Source organism: Mesorhizobium tamadayense (assembly GCF_003863365.1).
GTDB classification, from domain to species: Bacteria; Pseudomonadota; Alphaproteobacteria; order Rhizobiales; family Rhizobiaceae; genus Mesorhizobium; species Mesorhizobium tamadayense.
Genome location: NZ_RQXT01000004.1, coordinates 30760 through 52627 on the forward strand (window position 1 = coordinate 30760; position 21868 = coordinate 52627).

Here is a 21868-nt window from a genome sequence, read left to right on the forward strand (position 1 = left end):
CGTTGAAACCGCCGCCTGCTTGTGTTTCCTTTCCCTGAGGATTTGGGGAGACGGCCATGCGCCCGGTGGTTCTGACATGCCTTGTCGCGATCGGCGCCCTGTGCGGCGGCGCGCCCGTCGCAATGGCCGGCAGCAAGGTGCTAGTCAGGACGACGACCTATGATGTCTTCGGCGCCAGCGGCGCGGCCCTGGTCGAAGCCATGGACCGCAAGGGGCCCAAGCACGGCTTCATGACGCGCGCCATCGCCGAGACCGGCTACGCCGTGCGCTGGGACCTGGACGTCGCCCGTGACAATGGTGTCTGTCGCCTGCGCGGCGCCAACGGCACGATGGAACTCACCTACACCTTCCCCCGTCTTGCTTCGCCGGCAGCGCCGGCGCTTCAGCAGCGCTGGCAGCGGTTCCTTGCCGGTGTGCGCGCGCATGAGGAGCACCATGGTCGCCTCGCCCGGCAAATGATGCGCGCTACGCAGAAGTCGGTTTCGGGTCTCGAAATGGCCGACAACTGGTTCTGCACGGCCACCCACCGCGAGGCCAGGCGCCGGATCGATGCGGTCTATGCGGAATATGAGGCGAAGCAGAACGCCTTCGACGCCCGCGAGCACCGCGACGGCGGCCATGTCGAGCATCTGGTGGGTGCTTTGATCAAGCGTTAGCAGTGCGTTCCGTTCGTCATCCTAGGTCTTCGCTCCGCGCATGTCAGCCCCGCGGCTTGCTGGAAAGGTCTCGGGAGGCCAGAGCCGACTCATGCTCGTCCTGGGGCTCTCTGTCGTCGGGCCGCAACGAAAACTCGACCAGCACCGGCAAGTGGTCCGAGCCGTCGTCTTCCAGCCGCGTCGCCGAGTGGATCGTCACCCCGCCCTTGCTGAACACCTGGTCGATCGGCAGGCCGGCGAAGCGTCGCAAGAAGTCGGGCAGCTTGCGGTGGATCCAGGTCGGCCCGGCCGACGGCATCAGCGTCAGTCCGCCGAGCGAGGCGACGCGCCGCACCGCCGCGCTCCACGGCACCGCGTTGCAGTCGCCGGCCATGATCGCGGTTTCGCCGAGCGCGGCAAGCGGCTCCGCCAGCTCGCCGATCTGCCAGGACTGCTCGCGCGGCCAGGGCCAGCTCAGATGGATCGCGGCAACGTCGACGCCGGTGCCGCCGAAATCGATCGTTGCGGTCGCCATCGCGCCGCGCGGCTCGCAATGCGGCGCGGTGCTGGCGGCAAAGGGCCGCCGCGACAGCAGCGCGACGCCGAATATGCCGTTCGGATAGGCACAAAGGATGCGGTAGGGATAGGCGCTGGCGATATAGCCAAGCTCTCTCGCCCACATCCCCGACACCTCGTCGAGGGTGACCACGTCGGGATTGGTCCGGCCGATCAGCGACAGCACCTTCTTTGGGGTCGGATTGTCGAAGCGCAAATTCATCTGCAGCAGGCTGTAGACGATCCGGTCGGCTGGCTTGGCGATCGCCTGCTGCGGCCAAAGCCGGGGCAGGGCGCCTGCTGTCGTGGCGAGGCAGGCGACGGAAAAGAGCAGCGCCGCTGCTGCCTGCAGCCGATACGAACCGGCAAGCAGCGGCAATGCCAGAAGCACCGTAAGCACGCTCAGATGAATGCGAAAATGCGAGAAGGAATCCAAGGCCGGGTGCAGCGCGCCGAAGAACCCGACCAGCAGCGCGGCCGAGAGTGCCATCATCGCCAGGAATGCCACCCCAGCCATCATGTTCGAGCGCGCACCGCCTGTTGTCATCGAGGTCGTGATCTGCTGAATGCCGCCGGCAATTTGTTCGGCCTGCTTATTCTCCAAATTGCGGCCTGAGCAAGACGACGAATTGCCTCTCGGGTCCTGGCCGATCCCAGCCGGAGCCGATCGCTACTGGAAGGCCGTCTCGGAAAAACTTCTCAGCTTGCGCGAATGCAGCCGCTCCATCGGCATTTCGGCCAGCTTCTCCATCGCCCTGATGCCGATGGTGAGATGCTGCGCCACTTGCCGCTTGTAGAACTCGGTCGCCATGCCGGGCAGCTTCAGCTCGCCATGCAGCGGCTTGTCGGAGACGCACAGCAGCGTCCCGTAGGGCACGCGGAAGCGGAAGCCGTTGGCCGCGATCGTCGCCGATTCCATGTCGAGCGCGATGGCGCGGGACTGCGACAGGCGCTGCACCGGTCCGCGCTGGTCGCGCAGCTCCCAGTTGCGGTTGTCGATTGTGGCGACGGTCCCGGTGCGCATGATGCGCTTCAGATCATAGCCCGAAAGTCCCGTCACTTCGGCGACCGCTTCCTGCAGCGCCACCTGGATCTCGGCCAGCGGCGGGATCGGCACCCAGACCGGCAGGTCGTCGTCCAGCACATGGTCCTCGCGCACATAGGCATGGGCCAGCACATAGTCGCCCAGCGCCTGCGTGTTGCGCAGGCCGGCGCAGTGGCCGAGCATCACCCAGGCATGCGGCCTCAGCACCGCAATATGGTCGGTGATGGTCTTGGCGTTGGAGGGGCCGACGCCGATATTGACCATGCTGATGCCGCCATGGCCGGGCTTCTTCAGGTGGTAGGCAGGCATTTGCGGCAGCCGATGCGGCGGCGTGCCTTCGCTCGCCGCGCCGGCCCCGGCCTTCGTCACCACATTGCCCGGCTCGACGAATTCGCTGTAGCCGCCACCGCCCTTCTCCATCAGGTCGCGGGCCCGCGCCACGAACTCATCGATGTAGAACTGGTAGTTGGTGAACAGCACGAAGTTCTGGAAATGCTGCGGGCTGGTCGCCGTGTAATGCGTCATGCGGTGCAGTGAATAGTCGATGCGCTGCCCGGTGAACGGCGCCAGCGGCCTCGGTTCGCCGAACGCCACCTCGAAGGTGCCGTTGGCGATCTGGTCGTCGGTGCCGTCGAGGTCCGGCACGTCGAACAGGTCGCGGATCGGCCGCTTGATGCGCTCGGCCGCCGCGCCGTCGACATGGGTGCCTTCCAGGAAGGCGAAATGCAGCGGGATCGGCGTTGTCGATTCCGACACCGTCACCTGCACGCCGTGATTGCGCATGATCAGCCGAAGCTGCTCGACGAGATAGTTCTCGAACAGCTTCGGCTGGGTGATGGTGGTGGCGAAATGCCCGGGCGTCGGCATATGGCCGTAGGCCTGGCGCGAGTCGATCTGGGTGAACGAGGTCGTGGTGACGCCGATCTGCGGATAGAAGGCCCGGTAGCGCTTGCTCTCGTCGCCGCCGGCGGCGAGCTTGGCGAAGGAATCGCGCAGGAATTTGGTGTTGCGGTCGTAGAGCGCCTCCAGCGCCGCGACCGCCTTCTTGGCGTCGTCGAAACTTTGCCTGCCGAAAGGCTCCGGCATGACGACCGACTCGATGGCTTGGGGGTAGATTCGCTTTTCCATGGCCCAATATAGGGATTTGGAAGAGCGCTTGGGAGGGAGGAGACGGGCGCGAAGGCTGCCTGAGCGTCAATATTTTTGCACGCTGCAAGTGTGGTGAGATTCAGGATCAGGCCGGCATCGCCTGATTATCGCCGCAGCTTACCCGCGCCGCAGGCTGACGAGCAGCACAAAGCCAACGCCTGCCTTCTTCGGCGTCGGCGCCTCGATGATCGAAGCGGTATCGGCACGCATCATCGGCACCGCCAGCACGGGCGCGGCAAGCAGCATCAGGATGAGCATCGCCCGCGGCAGGAGCCGAAGGGTCTTGAGGGTGGCGATGCGGTTCATGGTGGTCGTTCCGGTTTCGAGTATTGGTCGTTTCAGCGGTCGAAATGGTTCATGCAGTCCAGCCGGCAGGTATCGGCCATTCCCGATGAGCGCGCCGGACGGCCGGCTTCGGCCACGAGGATGGCGAAGAACATGCCGAACAGGCTCATCAGCAGGCAGACGATGGTGAAGCGGCGGACAAGCATCGGTCTCTCCTTCAATGGTGAGGAGGATGCCCGAATGCCTCTGAACCGGTTCTGAGGCCGGTATTCATCTACCGTTCAAATTGATTGCTATGCATGCCGCCCAAAAGTGCGCAGCGGTTTTGGGAGAACGACATGCATCAAAACAAAGACTTAAAGCGTGTCGCCTGATTCCGTTTCAGCGCGACACGCTTTAAGGTCCTGACCCGGCCAAGCGCTGCAAACTGCCTTGCCCGGCACTGCGCGCCGAAACAGCGCCCAAAAAGAAAACGGGGCCGCGAGGGCCCGTTTCATTTCGTCATTTGAGCGCGATCAGAGCTTATGCCAGGTCTGGCTCTTGCAGATCAGCCCGCCCAGCACGCAGCCGCTCATCTTGAGCGAGGCGCCGGATACCGTCGCCTTGCCGGAATAGGTCTTGTCGGTTTCCGGGTCGGTTATAGTGCCGATGTATTTGTTGTCGCCGGCCGCCTTGAAGGAGCCGATCGTCTTGCCGGCATATTTGCCGGACTTGAGCGTGATCGAGAACGAGCCGCTGCCGGCGATCGCCGCCGTCGAGCCGGCCTGTGTCTTCCAATTGCCTTCGATCGGGTCGGCCCATGCGGCGCCCGCCATGATCAAGGTGGCCGCCAGGGCCAGGCTCACTTTTCGAAACATAATTGTCCTCCCTTTAGGGCTCCGGCGGGGCTCCGTTCCGCCTCTCTGTCCCTTACGCAAACGTAAGCTAATCCAGCTACTGCCAAAACGAAAGCGGTGCCGCAGCGGAAGGTTGCAAGGATTTTGGCTGCGCGGGTCGCTGAAAATGAACGGAAGCGGAAAGAGGCTTCGGTTTCCGTGGTTAGCGGAGTCTTGATTTCGACACCTGATATTTTCGTCGAATTTTGCACAAATCGGCTGAATTGCGCGGTTCCTATGCTTAACAGTTTTTCGCGTTTACCTCTTGTTTTAGCTTTGTTTTCTTCAAATTAAGCACGCCATTTAACGACGGATTCAAGGCCAGGCCTCATCCTCGAAAGCATCGAAAGAGCGGCCAGCCCAAGGGACTTCAAGGGGCAGAAGGAGGCAGCTCTCGGGAGCAGACAGGGGATTGAAATGGCACGTTTTGAAATGCTTGAAGCCGGCTTCGGCGCCATGGGGGCAACTGCCCAGGCCGACATTCTTTTCGAACTGGGCATGATGTATGCGACCGGCCGCGATTGCGAGACCGACGTCGTCGCCGCCCACAAATGGTTCAACATTGCCGCGATCAAGGGTTCGCTCCGCGCCGCCGAGCTACGCTCGGAACTGTCGGCGTCGATGTCGAAGGCCGATATCGCCAAGGCGCTGCGCGAAGCGCGCGAATGGATGACGATGCACTGATTTTGCGGGCTGACGCTTCGGAAGCTCTCAGAGGACAAGGCCGCGAGAAGACGGCCGGTTGACAAGACCAAGAACGCGGCAGGCCAACGAACCCAAGCCGCGCGACAAAAAACAGGGAAGCGAGCGGGCGCGCGGGGCGCTCGGGAAGCTCGATTGCAAAAGCCGCGACCGGCCGGGACAAGGCCGGCGCGGCTTTGCATTTGCGCATTCCTCTCGGCCGCGGCCGCGTGGCCCAAGAAATCCTCGCCGAAATGAACCAAAGCCATATGTATTGTCCTCTCGACAGGTCCGGTGAAGGGTGGAATTGTCCCGGCCCTCTGGAAGAAGCGTGGCCGGAGCGGCTGCGCGCAAGTGGAGGAGTTCTATTGTCATGAAAAGATTGGGTATTTTGGGCGCGGCCGCATTGGGCCTGATGATGGGCGCATCGGTTGCTTTCGCCGAAGACATCACGATTTCGGTGGTCGGCCCGATGACTGGTCAGCTCGCCACCATCGGCGATCAGTTCAAGCAGGGCGCGCAGGCTGCCGCCGACGCCATCAACGCGGCCGGCGGCGTCAACGGCTCCCAGATCAAGCTCGACATCGAGGACGACCAGTGCGACCCGAAGCAGGCGGTGTCGGTGGCCAACCGCATTATCGCCAACGGCGTCAAGTTCGTCGACGGCCATGCTTGCTCGGGCTCGAGCATCCCGGCTTCCGCCGTCTATGCCGAAGCCGGCACGCTGATGATGAGCCCGGCCTCGTCCAACCCGGCGCTGACCGACGCCGCGGCCAAGTCCGGCTGGCCGACGATCATGCGGCTCTATACGCGTGACGACGCGCAGGGCGCCTTCATCGGCCCGTGGATCGCCAAGAAATATGCCGGCAAGAATGTCGTCATCCTGCACGACAAGAGCGCCTACGGCCAGGGCGTGGCCGACGCCGTCAAGGCGACGATGAATGCCGGTGGCCTGAAGGAAGTGGATTATGAAGGCATCAATGCCGGCGAGAAGGACTATTCGGCCCTTGTCACCAAGCTGAAGGAACTGAAGGCCGACGTGGTCTATTTCGGCGGCTACCACCCCGAGGCCGGCCTCATCCTGCGCCAGGCTGCCGAGCAGAACGTCAAGTTCCAGCTGATCATGCCGGACTCGATCGCCACACCGGAATTCTGGCAGGTTTCCGGCCCGGCCGGCGAAGGTACCATGTTCGTCTTCCCGTCGGATCCGCAGGCCAAGCCCGAGGCCAAGGAAGCGGTTGCCAAGATCAAGGCCGGCGGCTTCACGCCGGAAGGCTTCACGCTGTTCTCCTATGCCGTGGTCCAGGCCTTCGCCGAGGGCATCAAGCGCGCCGGCACCGACGATCCGGGCAAGGTCGCCGAGGCGCTGAAGAACGGCCAGCCGATCAGCACCGTCGTCGGCGACGTCATCTTTGACGAGAAGGGCGACCTGAAGAACGCCAGCTACGACATCAACCAGTGGCACGACGGCAAATACGCGCCGATCAAGCCGTAATCGGGTCTGCCAGATAGTGGAAATGGCCGGGCTCGCCCCGGCCATTTCTTTTGGTCTGGGTCGGCGCTGTTCAGCCTGCCGCTCGAGGCTTCAGCCTTGGGTATCCTCAAAGCGGACCAGCACGGTGCCGTCGCTCACCTGCGCGCCTTCGGCCGCGATCTCGGCGATCACCCCGTCATGCGGGGCGGCGATGGTGTGTTCCATCTTCATCGCCTCGAGCATCAATAGCGGCTGGCCCTTGATCACGGTATCGCCCGCCGCCGCGCGCACCAGCTTGACGAGCCCAGGCATCGGCGCGCGCAGGCTGCCCGAGGCAGCGGCCGCCTCATCCGCCTTGGCGAGCGGATCCGGCACCGCGAAAGTATAGCCGACAGCGCCTTCGAACACGGTGACGTGGCCGGGCCAGCGGGCGGCGCGCGGCAAGTTCCTGAGGTCGTGCGCGTTGATCGCGTCATGCGGCGCTTCCAGCGCCACCTGGAAGCGGCCGTCCGACCGCGCCGAGACGCGGGCCAGGATGTTCTCCTCGCCGTAACGCAGGCGGGTACGGCGAGCCAGAGTATGGAAATGCGCGTAGCCGACAAACGCGGACCATGGATCGGCGGCCGGGCCCGGTGCGCCTGCGTCGGTCGCCGCCAGCGCCGCCGCTGCGATGGCTTCATCGCTTGGCGCGGCATTGGCGACAAGGGCCTCCTGATGCCTGCCGATCAGGCCGGTATCGACATCGCCCGCCGCGAAGTCGGCGTCCGCGGCGAGCGCCGCGAGGAAGGCGGTGTTGACGATCGAGCCGGCAACTTCCGTCCGGGCCAGCGCCTCGCGCAATGCCGCAAGCGCGGTGGTTCTGTCCTTGGCGTGCACCACCAGCTTGGCGATCATCGGGTCGTAGAAGGGCGAGATTGCGTCGCCGGCCCGCACGCCGGTCTCGATGCGCAAGGCGGCACCGTCGGGCGGTGCGTCGGGGAAATTGAGATGATGCAGCGTGCCCGTCGCGGGCAGGAATCCCCTGGCCGCGTCCTCGGCGTAGATGCGCGCCTCGAAGGTATGTCCGGCAAGTGCGATCTCGCCCTGCGCCTTCGGCAGCTTTTCGCCGGACGCGACGCGCAATTGCCACTCGACCAGATCGACGCCGGTGATCATCTCGGTGACGGGATGCTCGACCTGGAGCCGCGTGTTCATCTCCATGAACCAGAAGCGGTCGGCTTTCAGGCCCTCGGAAGCATCGACGATGAACTCGATCGTGCCTGCGCCCGAATAGGCGATCGCCTTGGCGGCCTTCACCGCCGCTTCGGTCATGGCCTTGCGCAGCGCCGGCGTCATGCCTGGAGCGGGCGCCTCCTCGATCACCTTCTGGTGTCGGCGCTGCGCCGAGCAGTCGCGCTCGAACAGATGCACGGCATTGCCGAAATTGTCGCCGAACACCTGGACTTCGATGTGGCGCGGCTTGTCGACATATTTCTCCACCAGCACGCGGTCGTCGCCAAAGGCGGCCTTGGCCTCGCGTCGCGCCGCCGACAGCGCCTCGGAGAAATCGTCCGGCTGATCGACGCGCCGCATGCCCTTGCCGCCGCCGCCGGCGCGCGCCTTGATCAGCACCGGATAGCCGATCTCGCGCGCCTTGGAGGCGAGGAGCACGATCTCCTGCGCTTCGCCGTGATAGCCAGGCACCACCGGCACGCCGGCCTTTTCCATCAGCCGCTTGGCAGCGTCCTTCAGCCCCATGGCGCGAATCGAGGCGGCGGACGGCCCGATGAAGACGAGGCCTGCCGCCGTCACCTGGTCGACGAAATCAGGGTTCTCCGACAGGAAGCCGTAGCCTGGATGGATCGCCTCGGCGCCGGTGGCAAGTGCCGCGGCAATGATCTTGTCGCCGCGCAGGTAGCTCTCGCCGACGGGCGAGGGGCCGATGCGCACCGCCTCATCGGCCATCTCGACATGCAGCGCGCGGGCATCGGCGTCCGAATAGACGGCGACGGTGCGCACGCCCAGCTTGCGCGCCGTGCGTATGACGCGGCAGGCGATCTCGCCGCGATTGGCGATCAGGATCTTGCCGAACATGGAGCCTCCGCAACCGGAACTTGCCTCGTGCGCCGGCGATCCTTCGCGCCCCCCTCTGTCCTGCCGGAGGCGCTGTCCCGCCAGCCTCTCCAGGCAGTCAAGTTATTGGAATCGCTCATACAGCTCGGGCTCCTCCAAGCGCAGCGACGGCTTCTCTGTATAGCTTCGCCGTTTGCTCGTCGAAGCAGCAGAAAATAACGCTTTCCGGCACGCTGTTCTGTTGCGTGAAAGCATTCACGGTACCAACGGCAATCCCGGTCGCCTCGTCCTTCGGAAAGCGGTAGACGCCGGTGGAGATTGCCGGGAAGGCGATCGTTTGACAGCTATGGTCGCGGGCGATTTCGAGCGAGCGCCGGTAGCAGGAGGCAAGCAGCTCGGCCTCGCCCTTGCCGCCGCCCTGCCAGACCGGGCCGACGGTGTGGATCACGTAGCGTGCCGGCAGCCTGTAGCCCTTTGTTAGCTTGGCATCGCCGGTTCTGCAGCCGTTGAGCGTCCGGCATTCGGCCAGAAGCTCCGGGCCGGCGGCGCGGTGGATGGCGCCGTCGACGCCGCCGCCGCCGAGCAGCGAGGAATTGGCGGCATTGACGATGGCGTCGACCTTGAGCTTGGTGATGTCGCCGGTGTGAATACGGATCCTGTCGCTGATCTCACTCATGGTCACATCCTGAACACGCCGAACTTCGTCTCCTCAATCGGAGCATTGAGCGCGGCCGATAGGCTGAGCGCCAGCACCTCGCGCGTCCTGACCGGGTCGATGATGCCGTCGTCCCAGAGCCTTGCCGAGGAATAGAGCGGGTGGCCCTCATGCTCGTATTTCATCAGGATCGGCTTCCTGAATTTCGCTTCTTCCTCGGCGCTCCATTCACCGCCCTTGCGCTCGATGCCTTCGCGCTTGACCATGGCCAGCACGGTCGCCGCCTGCTCGCCGCCCATCACCGAGATGCGCGCGTTCGGCCACATCCACAGGAAGCGGGGCGAATAGGCGCGGCCGCACATGCCGTAATTGCCGGCGCCGAACGAGCCGCCGATGATCACGGTAAGCTTGGGCACGCATGCGGTGGCGACCGCCGTGACCAGCTTGGCGCCGTCCTTGGCGATGCCGCCGGCCTCGTATTTTCGCCCCACCATAAAGCCGGTGATGTTCTGCAGGAAGATCAGCGGAATGCCGCGCTGGCAGCAGAGCTCGATGAAATGCGTACCCTTCAGCGCGCTTTCCGAGAAGAGCACCCCATTGTTGCCGATTATGCCGACCGGCATGCCGTGCAGATAGGCAAAGCCGGTGACCAAGGTGGTGCCGTAATTCTGCTTGAACTCATCGAACTCCGAGCCGTCGACGAGACGCGCGATCACCTCGCGCGCGTCATAGGGTTGGCGCAAATCCGTCGGCACGATGCCGTAGAGTTCGTTCGGATCATGAAGCGGCGGTGCAGGTTTCTGCAGATTGAGCCTTACGGCCTTGTTCCGATTGAGGTTCCTGACGATGCGCCGGCAGATGGCCAAGGCGTGTTCGTCATCCATGGCGTAGTGGTCGGCGACACCGGAAAGCCTGGTGTGGACATCGGCGCCGCCGAGCTCCTCGGCGCTGACATCCTCGCCGGTGGCGGCCTTTACCAGCGGCGGGCCGCCGAGGAAAATGGTCGCCTGGTTGCGCACCATGATTGTCTCGTCCGACATCGCCGGGACATAGGCGCCGCCCGCCGTGCAGGAGCCCATCACGCAGGCGATCTGCGGGATGCCCGCCGCCGACATGTTGGCCTGGTTGTAGAAGATGCGGCCGAAATGCTCGCGGTCCGGAAACACCTCGTCCTGGTTGGGCAGATTGGCGCCGCCGCTGTCGACCAGATAGACGCAAGGCAGATTGTTCTGCAGCGCGATCTCCTGCGCCCGCAAATGCTTCTTCACCGTCAGCGGATAATAGGTGCCGCCCTTCACCGTGGCGTCGTTGACGACGACCATCACCTCTCTGCCTTCGACGCGGCCGATGCCGGTGATGATGCCGGCGCACGGAATGTCCTCGCCATACATCGACCATGCCGCGAACTGGCCGATCTCGAGGAAGGGCGAGCCGGTGTCGAGCAATTGCGCCAATCTTTCGCGCGGCAACAGCTTGCCGCGCCCCTGGTGGCGCTCGCGAGCCTCGTCCGAGCCGCCGCGCTCGACGCTAGCCGCCTTCTCGGCGATGTCCTCGACCAGCGCCCGCATGCGCTCGGCATTGTTGCGGAAAGTGTCGGAGGCGGGGGATATCTGGGTGGTCAGAGCGGGCATTGACGAACCTCAGATGATATCATATTTTAGTATCACTTCGGGCTCTCGCCCTACTCCCCAAAGGAGCCGACTATCAGGGTAATCGATTTGGGGAGGGCGAAAAGCCATGAAAGCAGCGCACCGGCAGACACTGGACAAAATCTTTGCCAATCCGGTCAGCACTTCGATCAAATGGCGAGATGTCGAAGCATTGTTGGTCGCGCTCGGCGCGCAAGTGTCGGAAGGGCGTGGATCGCGGGCGCGCTTCACGTTGCTTCGAGTGCATCGACCGCATCCATCGCCAGACACGAAAGCATATGTGGTCCGAGAGATCAGGACTTTCCTAATAGATTCAGGTGTTGAGCTATGAAGCCCTACAAGGGATACCTGGGAACGATCGAGTTCGATGAAAACGACGTTGTGTTTCATGGTCGTATCATGGGCATTCGCGACATCTTCACATACGAAGCCAATTCGGCGGAAGAATTGCTGAAGGCTTTTCACGAATGCGTCGACGACTACCTCGAATTTTGCGCTGAACAGAACAAGGAAGCGGAAAAGCCTTTTTCCGGCAAACTCGCTCTGCGCACCACGCCGGAAGTCCATAGTCTTGTCAGCCGTGCGGCTTCCAGCGACGGGAAATCCATAAATCAATGGGTATCGGACACTCTCGCGGAAGCTGCCCGCAAGCGGATCGAGGAAGGCTCGACAAAGGTAACCAGCCGGGCGCACTAAACCCCCTCCGCCATGATCTCGCGGCCGATCAGCCAGCGGCGGATCTCGCTGGTGCCGGCGCCGATCTCGTAGAGCTTGGCGTCGCGCAAAAGCCGCCCGGTGGGGTAGTCGTTGATGTAGCCGTTGCCGCCGAGCAGTTGAAGCGCGTCGAGCGCCATCTGCGTCGCCTTCTCGGCCGCGAACAGCACGCAGCCGGCTGCGTCCTTGCGCGTGGTCTCACCGCGGTCGCAGGCGGCCGCCACCGCATAGACGTAGGCGCGCGCGGCGTTCATCGTCGTGTACATATCGGCGAGCTTGCCCTGCACCAGCTGGAAGCTGCCGATCGGCTGGCCGAACTGCTTGCGCTCGTGCACGTAAGGCACCGCCACGTCGAGGCACGCCGCCATCAGCCCGATCGGCCCGCCGGAGAGCACGGCACGCTCATAGTCGAGCCCTGACATCAGCACCTCGACGCCGCGCCCTTCCTCGTGCAGCACGTTGTCGAACGGCACCTCGACATTCTCGAACACCAACTCGCCGGTGTTGGAGCCGCGCATGCCGAGCTTGTCGAGTTTCTGTGCCACCGAAAACCCGGCAAAGGTCTTTTCAACGATGAAGGCGGTGATGCCGCGCGACTGGCGCTCCGGGTCGGTCTTGGCATAGACCACCAGCGTTTCGGCATCCGGCCCGTTGGTTATCCACATTTTCGAGCCGTTGAGCACATAGCGGTCGTTGCGCTTCTCGGCACGCAGGCGCAGCGACACCACGTCCGAGCCGGCGCCGGTCTCCGACATCGCCAGCGCCCCGACCTTTTCGCCGCTGCACAGCGGCGGCAGGTATTTTTCCTTCTGCGCCGTCGTTGCCCAGCGGTTGATCTGGTTGACACAGAGATTGGAATGCGCCCCGTAGGAAAGGCCGACCGAGGCGGACGCGCGGGAGATTTCTTCCATTGCAACCACATGCGCCAGATAGCCCATGCCTGAGCCGCCGAAATCCGAATCGGCGGTGATGCCGAGCAGGCCGAGCGCGCCGAGCTCGGCCCACAGATGCGCCGGGAAATCGTTCGAACGGTCGATATCGGCCGCGATCGGCGCGATCCTGTCCTGGGCGAAGCGCCGCACGGTGTCGCGCAGCGCCTCGATATCGGCATCAAGCCCGAAGTTCAGCGTGCCCGTGTACATGGCGTTCCTCCGTGCGCATGACCCGAAATCGACTTCGATTTTCGGAGCGGATCATGCGCGAAATCAAAGTGCTACCGCATCCTTAATTGGCGCGCGTCGCTGTAGGCGATCTTCGCGCCGACGAGCCTCATTGTCATCGAAAGATATGTCGTGGTGACTTCGGCGATCGACAGCCGCTCGCCCGGGCGGAACCAGACGATGACGCCGGTCATCATCTGGATCAGCGCCATGGCGGTCAGCCCGACATCGTCGATCTCGAACGCACCGGCTTCCGCGCCGTCGCGCAGGATCGCGCGCAATTCCTTCTCATAGGCAGTGCGCAGCTTGAGGATCTGCGTCAGCCGCTCATGCGAGAGGCTGCGCAATTCCATGTTGGAGACATGGGTGGCGTGCCGCCGCTCGATATGGAACGCGATGTGGTTCTCAACATAGGCGGCAAGCCGGGCGACCGGATCGGGTGTGATGGGCCGCGCCGTACCCCAGGACTCCAGCAGGCCTTCCATATGCTCGCGCATCAGCGTGAACAGCAGCTCCTCCTTCGTCGGAAAGTAGCGGTAGAGCGCCGCGGCCTGCACGCCGACCTCGGCCGCGAGCTGGCGCATCGACATCGCCTCGTAGCCGAGACGCGCAATGAGGCCGACCGCCGCCTCGCGGACGGCCGCCTCGGTTTTTTCCCCGTCTGAGCCTGTGGTGCGTGCCATGCCTGCCTCGATTGAGATATTAATAAAACGAACGTTCAATTAATTCAAGAGCCAAAATCTCCCCTCTCGGGGGGAGATGTCGCCGAAGGCGACAAAGGGGGTCGTCTCGCGTGGAGCGCCAACCTCTTCTTCGAAAGGCCAAGGCACGTCGTGCCAGCCGAAGCGACCCCTATGGCCTACATAACGATCCTGAAGTCGGCGGGCACGTCGTCGTCGGCATCCTCGACCTCAACCTGCGAGACCAGCGCGCCGCGCGGTCCTTGCCAAAGCCGCTCGACCATGGCGGCGACCGCGGCATCGGCGCCGGCGACAAGCGCCATGACCGAGCCGTCGGGCTCGTTGCGCACCCAGCCCGTCACGCCAAGACGCACGGCTTCGCTGCGCGCCCAGACGCGGTAGCTCACGCCTTGCACCATGCCGGAAACGCGCGCCCGAACGGCTCTTTGGTTACTCTGCATCGTCCGCTCCGGAATCCTCTCCCATCAATCTGGAGCAGCATGGATCAAATGCAACGGGCTTCAAGGCAGGCGACCCCGTCGATTAAATCGGGACGCAATGTCTCTGAAAGGAGGTCTGCGTGCCGCACGAAGCCGTGGTCTATGAGATTCGTCGCTTCAACCGGTTCTACACCGGCCTGATCGGGCTGCTTGATGAGACCCTGATACAGAGCCCTTACACGCTGACCGAAGCCCGCGTGCTGTTCGAGCTCGGACGCAAGCCCCGACCTGCCGGCGGTGGGGCCGGCTTCCTGGCGCGCATGTTTCACCTCGATCTTGCCCCGGTAGCGTCCGAGCTGGCCGGCGAGCTGCGCCTCGCCCCCGCCCATCTCATGAGGGTGCTTCGGAAATTCACCGCCATGGGCCTGGCTGAAATGCGCGATGATCCAGAGAACGGGGGCCTAGAGAACGGGGGCCCGGAGAACGGGCTGCCCATTCTTTCGCTGACCATGCGGGGCAAGGCCGCGCTGGCCGATCTCGAGGCGGCGACGAACCGCGACCTTGCCCGCCTGATCGCCAAGCTCGAGGACAGGCAAGCCATGGAGCTTTCCGATGCGCTGAACCGCGTGACGCGCCTGCTGGAAACCGCAAGAATGTGAAATTGCCGATATGCTTCCCGAGAAGCGAATGTCGGCGAGATCTCAGGTTTCGTCAGGAGAAGCCGCTGCTCGCGCTCCGGTGTCACCTCAAGGCTACAAGTCGGGTTCCGATCAGTTCCCCCGCGCTGCCGCCAGCGCGCCGGGCAGTTCCTCGGCGAAGATGTCGAGCTCGTGGTCGAGGCCGACGCTGACCCGGATGCAGCGGTCGAGCCGTGGCGCCATCGGCTTGCGGATGAAGACATCGCGCGACAGCAGCGCCTGCATCACCTTCAGCGCGAAGGCGCCGTCGCGGCCGCAGTCTATTGCGACGAAATTGGTCGCGGACGGCAGCGGCTTCAGCCCGTTTTCCTCGGCGATGGCCGCAATGCGCCGGCGCCCGGCCGCCACGCGGGCCACCACCGAATTCAGATAGTCCTGGTCGGCAAGCGCCGCGACGCAGGCGATCTGCGCCATGCGGCTGACGCCGTAGTGGTTGCGGATCTTCTCGAAGTCGCGGATTACTTCGGCCTCGGCCACCGCGTAGCCGCAGCGAATGCCGGCCAGTCCGTAAGCCTTGGAGAAGGTGCGCATGCGCACGACGTTCGGTCGCTCGACATCGATCGGCGGCAGCGCCGAGGCCGGCCCCAGCTCGCCATAGGCCTCGTCCAGCACCAGCATGGTGGTTTCCGGCAGCGCCTCGATGAAGCGGATGACGTCCGGCGCCTCCCACCAGCTCCCCATCGGATTGTCCGGATTGGAGAGATAGACCAGCGGCGCCTCTTCCCGGCGGACCGCGGCAAGCAGCCCGTCGAGATTTTCCTTGTCGTTGGCGTAGGGCACAGTTACCAGCCGGCCGCCGACGCCGGCGATGTGGAAGTTGAAGGTGGGGTAGGCGCCAAGCGAGGTCACCACCGCGTCGCCTGGCGCGACATACATGCGCGCGACCAGGCCGAGCAGCCCATCAATGCCTTCGCCCACGACCACGTTGTCGACGCCGACATTGTGATGCGCGGCCGCCGCGACCTTCAGCTCGTAATTGTCGGGATCGCAATACATCCACTGGTCGCGCGCGACGCTCTCCATGCGGGCGATGACGCGCGGCGAGGGCCCGAAACTGCTTTCATTGGCGCCGATGCGAGCACGGAAAGGCCGGCCGCGGTCGCGCTCCTGCGCCTCCGGCCCGACGAACGGCACCGTGGTGGGAAGCGCTGCGATGACAGGCGTGAGGGGAGGGCGCATGGCAAAGGGCTCGGTTGAGAGGAGGCCTCTTGCTAGCGTGAGCGACTGGTCCGCGCAAGTTGCGGGAGGGCGTTCAGGCTGGATTCTCCCGGCTCGTTTTGCTAGCGAGACAGGATGAGCAACCGATTGCCGCCCGCCTGGGCAAAGTACCTGAAAACTCAACCCTCGGCTAAGGCAGCACCGCCGAAGGCTGCACTGCCGAAAGCCAAGACGCAGGCCGGTCCATCGCGAGCGCAGGCCGACGACATGCTGTTGAGGCAGGCGCAGACCTTCAGAAAGCTGAGCAACTGCCGGAGGCAGAGGAGCTATGTCTCCGTGTCCTGGCGCGTACGCCAAACCATCCGCTGGCTTTCTATATCCTGGGAACGCTCGGGCTCGGATACGACAACGAGAAAGCCTTACGGTATTTTGCCCGTGCGGTCGGAGAGGAGCCGCAAAATCCTTACTATCATCTTAGCCTCGGTGAAGCCTATCTGAGGCTCAGCGAATTCACGCCGGCAATCAGGCACTTTCAGCAAGCCCTGGCTTTGAAGCCGGATCTGGTGGAAGCGCTTTGCGCCTTGGGCGATGCTTATAATTCGTTTGATAGGGGAGAAATGGCGCTGCCGCTCTTTGAGAAGGCGCTCAAGATCGACCGAGATCATCCTGTGGCCCGGTTGGGGCTGCCCCGCGCGCTCGCAAGCCTCGGTCGTATGGACGAAGCCGCGGCACATCTGAAAGAGGCGATAGAACGGCGCATCGCCATGATCGAGACTTTCACGCCTGAACTGGTGGCTTCAAGGGCCGCTTATGGCAATCCGTCGGAGGTGCCTGTATTCGTCGTCGGCATGCCTCGATCGGGCACGACGCTGACAGAGCAGATCTGTGCAAGCCATCCTGATGTTCATGGTGCGGGCGAGCTTAGCAAGCTTAGACGAATAGCCAATGGGATCGGCCTCGCTGACCGATCCATCGCAAACCTGAGTGAATCGATCGCGACGATTACGCCCGATCTGGCCAAGACCTTGGCCGAAGAGCACCTCGCCCATCTGCGCGAGCGAGGTCCGCATGCGCTGCGAATTGTCGACAAGATGCCTCACAATTTCGAGATGATTGGCCTGATCGGCATTCTCTTTCCCAACGCGCGCATCATACATTGTCGTCACGATGCCATCGACAATTGCATCTCCTGCTTCGTCCTGCAATTCAATGAGGCGCATAGCTATAGTGCCGATCTCGAGACTCTGGGACTTTACTACCGGGAATACGATCGGCTGATGCGCCACTGGAACGAGGTTTTGCCGGGTCGCATCTTCGAAAATCGCTATGAGACGCTGATTGAAAATCAAGAGAAGCAGTCGCGCCGTCTCATAGATTATCTCGGACTGCCCTGGGACGATGCCTGCTTGCGCTTTTTTGAAAGGGGCGGCTCCGTAAATACCTACAGCAATTGGCAGGTCCGCCAGCCGATCTACAAGTCGTCCGTCAAGCGATGGAAGAATTACGAGAGCGAGATTCAACCGTTGATCGAGTCATTGGGCGATCTTGCTGAGGTTTGACCAGTATTTCCAGATAGCCGGCTTTCCCAGGAACCACGTAGTCAATTCCCACGCTCGCTCCTTTCGCTGAGAGTCCGCCTGCCGGTTCCAAACCCGGTCAAGAGACCAAGGGCGAAACTGCGGTCGAGCCTTGCCGACACATGGTCGCCGGGCACAGAAATTTTGACGGGTCGGATATTGCCTCCGCAGGCAGATCGCGCCGCTGTGGAGATTGCTGAAGCGCCGATCACTTCGTCATCCTATGGCGGAGCAAGGAGCGGAGCGACGCGGCGCAGACCATAGGATCCTGTATGTTGGTTCCGGTGTATGGTTGAAGTGGCAAGGAGGCCGAGTGGATCCCGGTCGTCCTTTCGGACAGGCCGTGGCATGGCCCGGTCCCTTCGTAGGGGAGGCGCTTCAGCCAATTCCGAACGTTTGTCACGATATTCACCGAAACGAGCCGCGAAATCTTGGCTGAGATGTCTGCGACCGGTCGAGAATTGACTCCGTGCGGATACCTGCGCTCGTGCCGAATGCAGTTCTGTGTAAATGGCGCCTCAGGTGCTGCCAGCAGAAAAGAAAGAACCCGGCGGTTGCCCGCCGGGTTCGATCTCAGTCAGACCCTGCTGATTAGAACGAGCGCTGGAAGCGGAGCATGCCGCCGATGGCGTCGTCGTCGCCAGCAGAAATACCGGTCCAGTTGTGATTCGAGCCAAGGGTATCGGGATCGCCGATTTTGCCTGCATTGACGTAGTCGACTTCGGCCGTGATCGTCAGGCCCGGGACAACATCGTAGGCGATGTTGGCGGCGATGCCGAGGTTCTCACCTTCGTCATACGAGACCTGAGCGTTGAACGAGGTCTTCTCGTTGAACTTGTAGGTGCCACCACCCCAGACTGCCCAGTTGCCATCCCACTGCTTGTAGAAGCCGCGACCGCCGGCCGGGAACGTGTAGGTCGGGTCCGTCAGGTTGTCGTCGGTCCCGTAGCCGCCGATGATGAACAGCGAGATCGCGTCGTTGACGTTCACGTCCAAACGAACCTTGGTGGCGACTTCTTCATAGTTGCTGTCGTAGGCAACGACGCCGGTGATGGCGCCCCAGCCCTGCGTCCACTTCACGCCGCCGACGACATGCGGAACGTAGCTGTCGATCGTGCCCACGCCGTAGTCACCGAACGTGCCGTCGCCCGCGCCTTCTTCGAGCGAGATCACGGCCGAGAAGCCGTTGCCAGCGTCGAAGTAGTACTGGATGACGTTGGTGTCGAAATCGCCGTAGGGAACGAGCGTATCCTGGATGACGTTGCCGGCGTAGCCGATGAACGTGTTGAAGGCCGATTCGTCCTTACCGACGCGCAGCCCACCGAGCTGGATCCAGGCGAAGTTCAGCGAAACGGTGTCGCCGTTGCCGGCAGGATTGAGGGCCCCGACCGCGCCCGCATCACGGTTGTTGTTCTGGAAGTTGAAGCGGGTCTCGGTGTAGGTCTTCAAGGTGCCGAGTTCGGTTTCCTGGCCGGTCCAGGTCTTCAGCGCGAAACGGGCGTGCTTGAACCAGGTGTCGTTGCTGCCGCCGTCCTCAACGTCGGCGGACGTCGCACCATCGAACGAGCCGACGTCGCCGGCGCCGATGTCGTAACGGACATAGCCGCCGATACGCAGGCAGGTTTCGGTGCCGGGGATGTAGAAGTAGCCCGAGCCGTACACGTCGCAGATCTTGACGTATTCAGCCGGTTCCGGCTCGGCGACGGTCACCGCGTCGGCGGCGCGGGCACCGGAAACTGCGATCAGGGCCGCAGCTGAGCCGAGAAGAAGGCTCTTGATGTTCATTTTCTGACCTCCAGTCAAAAGTTAAAAAACGGGTCTGGGTATTTTTTGCTGAAGGACAGCGTTCCCTGCCCCATCCCCACGTACCGAAAAAGATGCGCACCGCGCCGCTCCTTCGAACATGACCTTTACCCAGGCGGCGGCGGCGTTCAACCACGATCGTATCGGCGAAAGCCCTGTCCGGACGCTATCCCCGGGCGTTGTTGCACAAATGACACGATTTGGCCTCACTCCGAAAGTTCTCGTTAACCATTGGGGCTTGCGCAGCCCTCTCATCCGCTCGGATCTGCCCGAATCCGGCAATGATCCGACGGAAATGCGGCGCGCCGGGCGAGTCGCCAGCCAGACAGTCGCCGCAGAATCGCCCAGTGAAAGCGCAGCGCTGAGCAGGCACGCCGATTTTTCAGCGATTATGGCGCCGGCTTGTTGATTGTGCCCGCGCTTTTCTTTATCCAGCGGCGCGACGGAGAGGTGGCCGAGTGGTCGAAGGCGCTCCCCTGCTAAGGGAGTAGAGGTCAAAAGCTTCTCGTGGGTTCGAATCCCATCCTCTCCGCCATCCTGCTTCGCGCTGCGCGCTTCGCAGGACAAGTCCCGCGGTACTTTGCTGCGAATCCCTTGCAAATCCTGGCTCCGAAGCCTCCGGGCTTCGTCATCCCAGGGCGGAGCAGGAGCGGAGCTCCGTCGCGAAGACCCTGGGATCCTGCCGTGACATCGGCCGAAGAATGCAGCGGCGCAGGATAGTCGTTCGACGAATTGCCCGATCGCTTGCGCTTAAGCAGAACCTGCACCGTTGCGATGCGTAGAGGTAACGGCATGGATCCTGGGGTCTGCGCTGCGCCGTGTGGCTGTTCTTGCGCCGCGAGGGCCTGAGCTTAAAAAAAAACGCTGTTCGCCCTTGAGCAGGCACGCGCTGATATTGCCCGCAGGCGCCAACGATGGCGATCCTGGCAGGCCGGCCTCGATCCGCAGTGCCTGGTCTTCATCGATGAGACCTGGATCAAGACCAACATGGCTCCGCTGCGCGGTTGGGAGCCGAAGGGCAAGCGGCTGCGCGGCTGGCTCCGCACGGTCATTGGCGCACGCTAACCTTCCTGGGCGCGCTGCGCTGGGACCGGCTCGCGGCACCTTGCGTCTTTGACGGCCCGATCAACGGCCAATGCTTCCGCGCTTATGTCGAGCAACAGCTCATCACCGTGCTGAAGCCCGGCGATATCGTCATCATGGACAACCCGGGAAGCCATAAGTCGGCCGTCATCAGGCAAATGATCAAGGCCGCCGGCGCCAGGCTTTGGTATCTGCCGCCCTACTCGCCGGACCTCAATCCGATCGAGCAGGCTTTCGCCAAGATCAAACACTGGATGCGCCAAGCCCAAAAACGCACCGTCGAGGACACCTGGCGCCACATCGGCCACCTCGTCGAAACCATCGAGCCAGCCGAATGCAAGAACTATTTCGCAAACGCCGGATATGCTTCCGTCAAAACGTGAAAGACTCTTAGCTTCAAGGCTGATTGGAACTGTTGGTTTACTTCTGCTGAGCCTTCCGCTCGGTCCGATCGAGAAACCCGGCAATCGCCTCCGGCAAACCAACGGTCTCCAGGAAAGCCGCGTGGCCCTGGCCATCCACCGTCATCGTCTCCATGCCGGGATGGCGCTTTTGCATCTGCTCCAGCGTTTCGACAGATAGAATTCTGGAATTGGCGCCGCGTATGGCGAGCATCGGCACCGCGGCAAGCGCGTCGAACTGCGGCCACAAATCCGGCAGCGGTTTGCTGAAGTCGGTGCCGGCCATCGTGTCGACCAGCGCCGGATCGAAATCCGGCACCCACCCGGCATCGGTATCGCGGCAGATCGCGGTCACCATCCGCGCCCAGTCGGCGTCGATAAGCGCCGGGAAGCTGGCGCCATGCACGCGCCGCTGCGCGTCGACCGCCACGGAAAATGTGTTCGGCTTCGGATTGCGATCGAGATAGGAGCGGATATGGGCAAGACCTTCCGCCTCGACCACCGGGCCGATGTCGTTGAGGACGATGGCCTTCAACACGGCCGGCTTCAGCGCGCCGAGCACATGGATGATCAGCCCGCCGCGCGACGTGCCGATGAAGGCAGCCTCTTCGATGCCCAGCTCCGACAAGCCAGCGAGCACGTCGCCGGCCTCGACGCCGACATTGTAGTGGCTGATATCGGGATCATAGTCGGATTGGCCGCGGCCGCGATAATCGAAGGCGATAACCTTGCGCGGTTTCCTTGCGTTGCTCGAAAGATAGAGCGCGAGCTCATGGAAGTCGCGCGCATTGCGGGTGAGGCCGGGCAGGCAAACGACCGGCCAGCCATCGCTGTTCGCCCCGCCATAGATCCGCGCATGCAGCTTCAGCCCGTCGCGCGCGGCATAGAAAAAATCGGAGAAACTTTCGTCGCTCGCCATCGGAATGTCGCTCCTCGCTGAGGTGACCGACAGCTACAGGCGAGGGCAGGGATCGTCAAATGGGAAGCGCTCTGTAATGTCAGCCGTTGGCGTTCCGTCACACCCCTCTGTCCTGCCGGACATCTCCCCCGCAAGGGGGGAGATTGGCAGTTTTGGCCTCGGCGATCTTTCTGCGACGCG

22 protein-coding genes, 1 tRNA gene and 1 pseudogene are annotated in these 21868 nt (G+C 63.1%); 10 read left to right on the top strand and 14 right to left on the bottom strand.

Annotated elements, in window-relative coordinates; genetic code table 11:
• The first annotated feature begins 56 nt into the window (after positions 1–56).
• A complete protein-coding gene (locus tag EH240_RS04595) occupies positions 57–656 on the top strand; it encodes a DUF922 domain-containing protein (RefSeq protein WP_124996240.1) in 600 nt (199 codons plus the stop codon).
• A gap of 43 nt (positions 657–699) precedes the next feature.
• Here the strand turns inward: EH240_RS04595 and EH240_RS04600 are convergent, their stop codons facing one another.
• The 5 genes from EH240_RS04600 to EH240_RS04615 form a co-directional block, all read right to left on the bottom strand.
• The gene (locus tag EH240_RS04600; protein ID WP_124996429.1) at positions 700–1710 is read right to left on the bottom strand and encodes an endonuclease/exonuclease/phosphatase family protein; all 1011 of its coding nucleotides are present in this window, start codon (positions 1708–1710) and stop codon (positions 700–702) included.
• 150 nt (positions 1711–1860) lie between these two features.
• Entirely contained in the window at positions 1861–3321 is a 1461-nt protein-coding gene (locus tag EH240_RS04605; RefSeq protein WP_245435829.1) for an AMP nucleosidase, read from the bottom strand.
• A 180-nt stretch (positions 3322–3501) separates the two neighbouring features.
• A complete protein-coding gene (locus EH240_RS04610) occupies positions 3502–3690 on the bottom strand; it encodes a hypothetical protein (RefSeq protein WP_124996242.1) in 189 nt (62 codons plus the stop codon).
• 32 nt (positions 3691–3722) lie between these two features.
• Positions 3723–3875, bottom strand: coding sequence for a hypothetical protein (locus EH240_RS37815; protein ID WP_167483919.1), 153 nt, complete (start codon positions 3873–3875; stop codon positions 3723–3725).
• Between the two features lie 309 nt (positions 3876–4184).
• Positions 4185–4526 carry a DUF2147 domain-containing protein gene (locus tag EH240_RS04615; RefSeq protein WP_124996243.1) on the bottom strand — a complete coding sequence of 114 codons (342 nt, stop codon included), beginning with the start codon at positions 4524–4526 and terminating at the stop codon, positions 4185–4187.
• Positions 4527–4961: 435 nt separating this feature from the next.
• Here EH240_RS04615 and EH240_RS04620 point away from each other — a divergent pair, with 435 nt between their 5' ends.
• Positions 4962–5228: an SEL1-like repeat protein gene (locus EH240_RS04620; protein ID WP_124996244.1), complete on the top strand. Its 267-nt coding sequence runs from the start codon at positions 4962–4964 to the stop codon at positions 5226–5228.
• A gap of 370 nt (positions 5229–5598) precedes the next feature.
• On the top strand, positions 5599–6720 hold the full coding sequence (locus tag EH240_RS04625; protein WP_124996245.1) for an ABC transporter substrate-binding protein: 1122 nt from the start codon (positions 5599–5601) through the stop codon (positions 6718–6720).
• Positions 6721–6810: 90 nt separating this feature from the next.
• On the opposite strand, the gene EH240_RS04630 is transcribed toward EH240_RS04625, so the two are convergent.
• The 3 genes from EH240_RS04630 to EH240_RS04640 all read right to left on the bottom strand — a co-directional run bounded on the left by EH240_RS04630 (position 6811) and on the right by EH240_RS04640 (position 11037).
• Positions 6811–8772 (bottom strand): acetyl/propionyl/methylcrotonyl-CoA carboxylase subunit alpha, encoded by a 1962-nt coding sequence (locus EH240_RS04630; protein ID WP_124996246.1) that lies wholly within the window; start codon positions 8770–8772, stop codon positions 6811–6813.
• 115 nt (positions 8773–8887) lie between these two features.
• Complete coding sequence (locus EH240_RS04635; RefSeq protein ID WP_124996247.1) at positions 8888–9427, bottom strand: O-acetyl-ADP-ribose deacetylase; 540 nt, start codon at positions 9425–9427, stop codon at positions 8888–8890.
• 2 nt (positions 9428–9429) lie between these two features.
• A complete protein-coding gene (locus tag EH240_RS04640) occupies positions 9430–11037 on the bottom strand; it encodes a carboxyl transferase domain-containing protein (protein WP_124996248.1) in 1608 nt (535 codons plus the stop codon).
• A 106-nt stretch (positions 11038–11143) separates the two neighbouring features.
• Between EH240_RS04640 and EH240_RS04645 the strand changes: the two genes are divergently transcribed.
• The gene (locus EH240_RS04645; protein ID WP_124996249.1) at positions 11144–11386 is read left to right on the top strand and encodes a type II toxin-antitoxin system HicA family toxin; all 243 of its coding nucleotides are present in this window, start codon (positions 11144–11146) and stop codon (positions 11384–11386) included.
• The gene (locus EH240_RS04650; RefSeq protein ID WP_124996250.1) at positions 11383–11751 is read left to right on the top strand and encodes a type II toxin-antitoxin system HicB family antitoxin; all 369 of its coding nucleotides are present in this window, start codon (positions 11383–11385) and stop codon (positions 11749–11751) included. Before EH240_RS04645 ends, EH240_RS04650 begins: the two co-directional genes overlap by 4 nt.
• Here EH240_RS04650 and EH240_RS04655 read toward each other — a convergent pair.
• The 3 genes from EH240_RS04655 to EH240_RS04665 all read right to left on the bottom strand — a co-directional run bounded on the left by EH240_RS04655 (position 11748) and on the right by EH240_RS04665 (position 14070).
• Complete coding sequence (locus tag EH240_RS04655; protein WP_124996251.1) at positions 11748–12911, bottom strand: isovaleryl-CoA dehydrogenase; 1164 nt, start codon at positions 12909–12911, stop codon at positions 11748–11750. The two genes, EH240_RS04650 and EH240_RS04655, sit on opposite strands and share 4 nt — an antisense overlap.
• Before the next feature lie 71 nt (positions 12912–12982).
• A complete protein-coding gene (locus EH240_RS04660) occupies positions 12983–13612 on the bottom strand; it encodes a TetR/AcrR family transcriptional regulator (protein WP_124996252.1) in 630 nt (209 codons plus the stop codon).
• A gap of 176 nt (positions 13613–13788) precedes the next feature.
• Positions 13789–14070 (bottom strand): acylphosphatase, encoded by a 282-nt coding sequence (locus EH240_RS04665; RefSeq protein WP_124996253.1) that lies wholly within the window; start codon positions 14068–14070, stop codon positions 13789–13791.
• Positions 14071–14189: 119 nt separating this feature from the next.
• Between EH240_RS04665 and EH240_RS04670 the strand changes: the two genes are divergently transcribed.
• Complete coding sequence (locus EH240_RS04670; RefSeq protein ID WP_124996254.1) at positions 14190–14708, top strand: MarR family winged helix-turn-helix transcriptional regulator; 519 nt, start codon at positions 14190–14192, stop codon at positions 14706–14708.
• A gap of 111 nt (positions 14709–14819) precedes the next feature.
• Here EH240_RS04670 and EH240_RS04675 read toward each other — a convergent pair whose 3' ends face one another.
• Positions 14820–15926 (bottom strand): pyridoxal phosphate-dependent aminotransferase, encoded by a 1107-nt coding sequence (locus EH240_RS04675; protein WP_124996255.1) that lies wholly within the window; start codon positions 15924–15926, stop codon positions 14820–14822.
• Between the two features lie 114 nt (positions 15927–16040).
• On the opposite strand from EH240_RS04675, the pseudogene EH240_RS04680 reads away from it, so the two are divergent.
• A pseudogene (locus tag EH240_RS04680) lies at positions 16041–17464 on the top strand (tetratricopeptide repeat-containing sulfotransferase family protein).
• A gap of 609 nt (positions 17465–18073) precedes the next feature.
• Here EH240_RS04680 and EH240_RS04685 read toward each other — a convergent pair.
• A complete protein-coding gene (locus EH240_RS04685; RefSeq protein WP_124996256.1) occupies positions 18074–19267 on the bottom strand; it encodes a porin in 1194 nt (397 codons plus the stop codon).
• Positions 19268–19385: 118 nt separating this feature from the next.
• On the opposite strand from EH240_RS04685, the gene EH240_RS04690 reads away from it, so the two are divergent.
• From EH240_RS04690 to EH240_RS04700, 3 genes are all read left to right on the top strand, one after another.
• The gene (locus EH240_RS04690) at positions 19386–19694 is read left to right on the top strand and encodes a hypothetical protein (protein WP_124996257.1); all 309 of its coding nucleotides are present in this window, start codon (positions 19386–19388) and stop codon (positions 19692–19694) included.
• A 35-nt stretch (positions 19695–19729) separates the two neighbouring features.
• Positions 19730–19820, top strand: a tRNA-Ser gene (locus EH240_RS04695).
• Positions 19821–20289: 469 nt separating this feature from the next.
• Entirely contained in the window at positions 20290–20751 is a 462-nt protein-coding gene (locus tag EH240_RS04700; RefSeq protein ID WP_281035101.1) for an IS630 family transposase, read from the top strand.
• Between the two features lie 37 nt (positions 20752–20788).
• On the opposite strand, the gene EH240_RS04705 is transcribed toward EH240_RS04700, so the two are convergent.
• Positions 20789–21688 carry an alpha/beta fold hydrolase gene (locus EH240_RS04705; protein ID WP_124996258.1) on the bottom strand — a complete coding sequence of 300 codons (900 nt, stop codon included), beginning with the start codon at positions 21686–21688 and terminating at the stop codon, positions 20789–20791.
• Between the last annotated feature and the right edge of the window lie 180 nt (positions 21689–21868).

Bases quoted from the DNA above. Each gene is read 5' to 3' on its own strand.
- EH240_RS04620 (WP_124996244.1), top strand. From the start codon at position 4,962: ATGGCACGTTTTGAAATGCTTGAAGCCGGCTTCGGCGCCATGGGGGCA.
- EH240_RS04595 (WP_124996240.1), top strand. From the start codon at position 57: ATGCGCCCGGTGGTTCTGACATGCCTTGTCGCGATCGGCGCCCTGTGC.
- EH240_RS04600 (WP_124996429.1), bottom strand. From the start codon at position 1,710: ATGATGGCTGGGGTGGCATTCCTGGCGATGATGGCACTCTCGGCCGCG.
- EH240_RS04630 (WP_124996246.1), bottom strand. From the start codon at position 8,772: ATGTTCGGCAAGATCCTGATCGCCAATCGCGGCGAGATCGCCTGCCGC.
- EH240_RS04610 (WP_124996242.1), bottom strand. From the start codon at position 3,690: ATGAACCGCATCGCCACCCTCAAGACCCTTCGGCTCCTGCCGCGGGCG.
- EH240_RS04615 (WP_124996243.1), bottom strand. From the start codon at position 4,526: ATGTTTCGAAAAGTGAGCCTGGCCCTGGCGGCCACCTTGATCATGGCG.
- EH240_RS04690 (WP_124996257.1), top strand. From the start codon at position 19,386: ATGACCTTTACCCAGGCGGCGGCGGCGTTCAACCACGATCGTATCGGC.
- EH240_RS37815 (WP_167483919.1), bottom strand. From the start codon at position 3,875: ATGCTTGTCCGCCGCTTCACCATCGTCTGCCTGCTGATGAGCCTGTTC.
- EH240_RS04605 (WP_245435829.1), bottom strand. From the start codon at position 3,321: ATGCCGGAGCCTTTCGGCAGGCAAAGTTTCGACGACGCCAAGAAGGCG.
- EH240_RS04635 (WP_124996247.1), bottom strand. From the start codon at position 9,427: ATGAGTGAGATCAGCGACAGGATCCGTATTCACACCGGCGACATCACC.
- EH240_RS04675 (WP_124996255.1), bottom strand. From the start codon at position 15,926: ATGCGCCCTCCCCTCACGCCTGTCATCGCAGCGCTTCCCACCACGGTG.
- EH240_RS04665 (WP_124996253.1), bottom strand. From the start codon at position 14,070: ATGCAGAGTAACCAAAGAGCCGTTCGGGCGCGCGTTTCCGGCATGGTG.
- EH240_RS04625 (WP_124996245.1), top strand. From the start codon at position 5,599: ATGAAAAGATTGGGTATTTTGGGCGCGGCCGCATTGGGCCTGATGATG.
- EH240_RS04660 (WP_124996252.1), bottom strand. From the start codon at position 13,612: ATGGCACGCACCACAGGCTCAGACGGGGAAAAAACCGAGGCGGCCGTC.
- EH240_RS04645 (WP_124996249.1), top strand. From the start codon at position 11,144: ATGAAAGCAGCGCACCGGCAGACACTGGACAAAATCTTTGCCAATCCG.
- EH240_RS04650 (WP_124996250.1), top strand. From the start codon at position 11,383: ATGAAGCCCTACAAGGGATACCTGGGAACGATCGAGTTCGATGAAAAC.
- EH240_RS04640 (WP_124996248.1), bottom strand. From the start codon at position 11,037: ATGCCCGCTCTGACCACCCAGATATCCCCCGCCTCCGACACTTTCCGC.
- EH240_RS04685 (WP_124996256.1), bottom strand. From the start codon at position 19,267: ATGAACATCAAGAGCCTTCTTCTCGGCTCAGCTGCGGCCCTGATCGCA.
- EH240_RS04655 (WP_124996251.1), bottom strand. From the start codon at position 12,911: ATGTACACGGGCACGCTGAACTTCGGGCTTGATGCCGATATCGAGGCG.
- EH240_RS04705 (WP_124996258.1), bottom strand. From the start codon at position 21,688: ATGGCGAGCGACGAAAGTTTCTCCGATTTTTTCTATGCCGCGCGCGAC.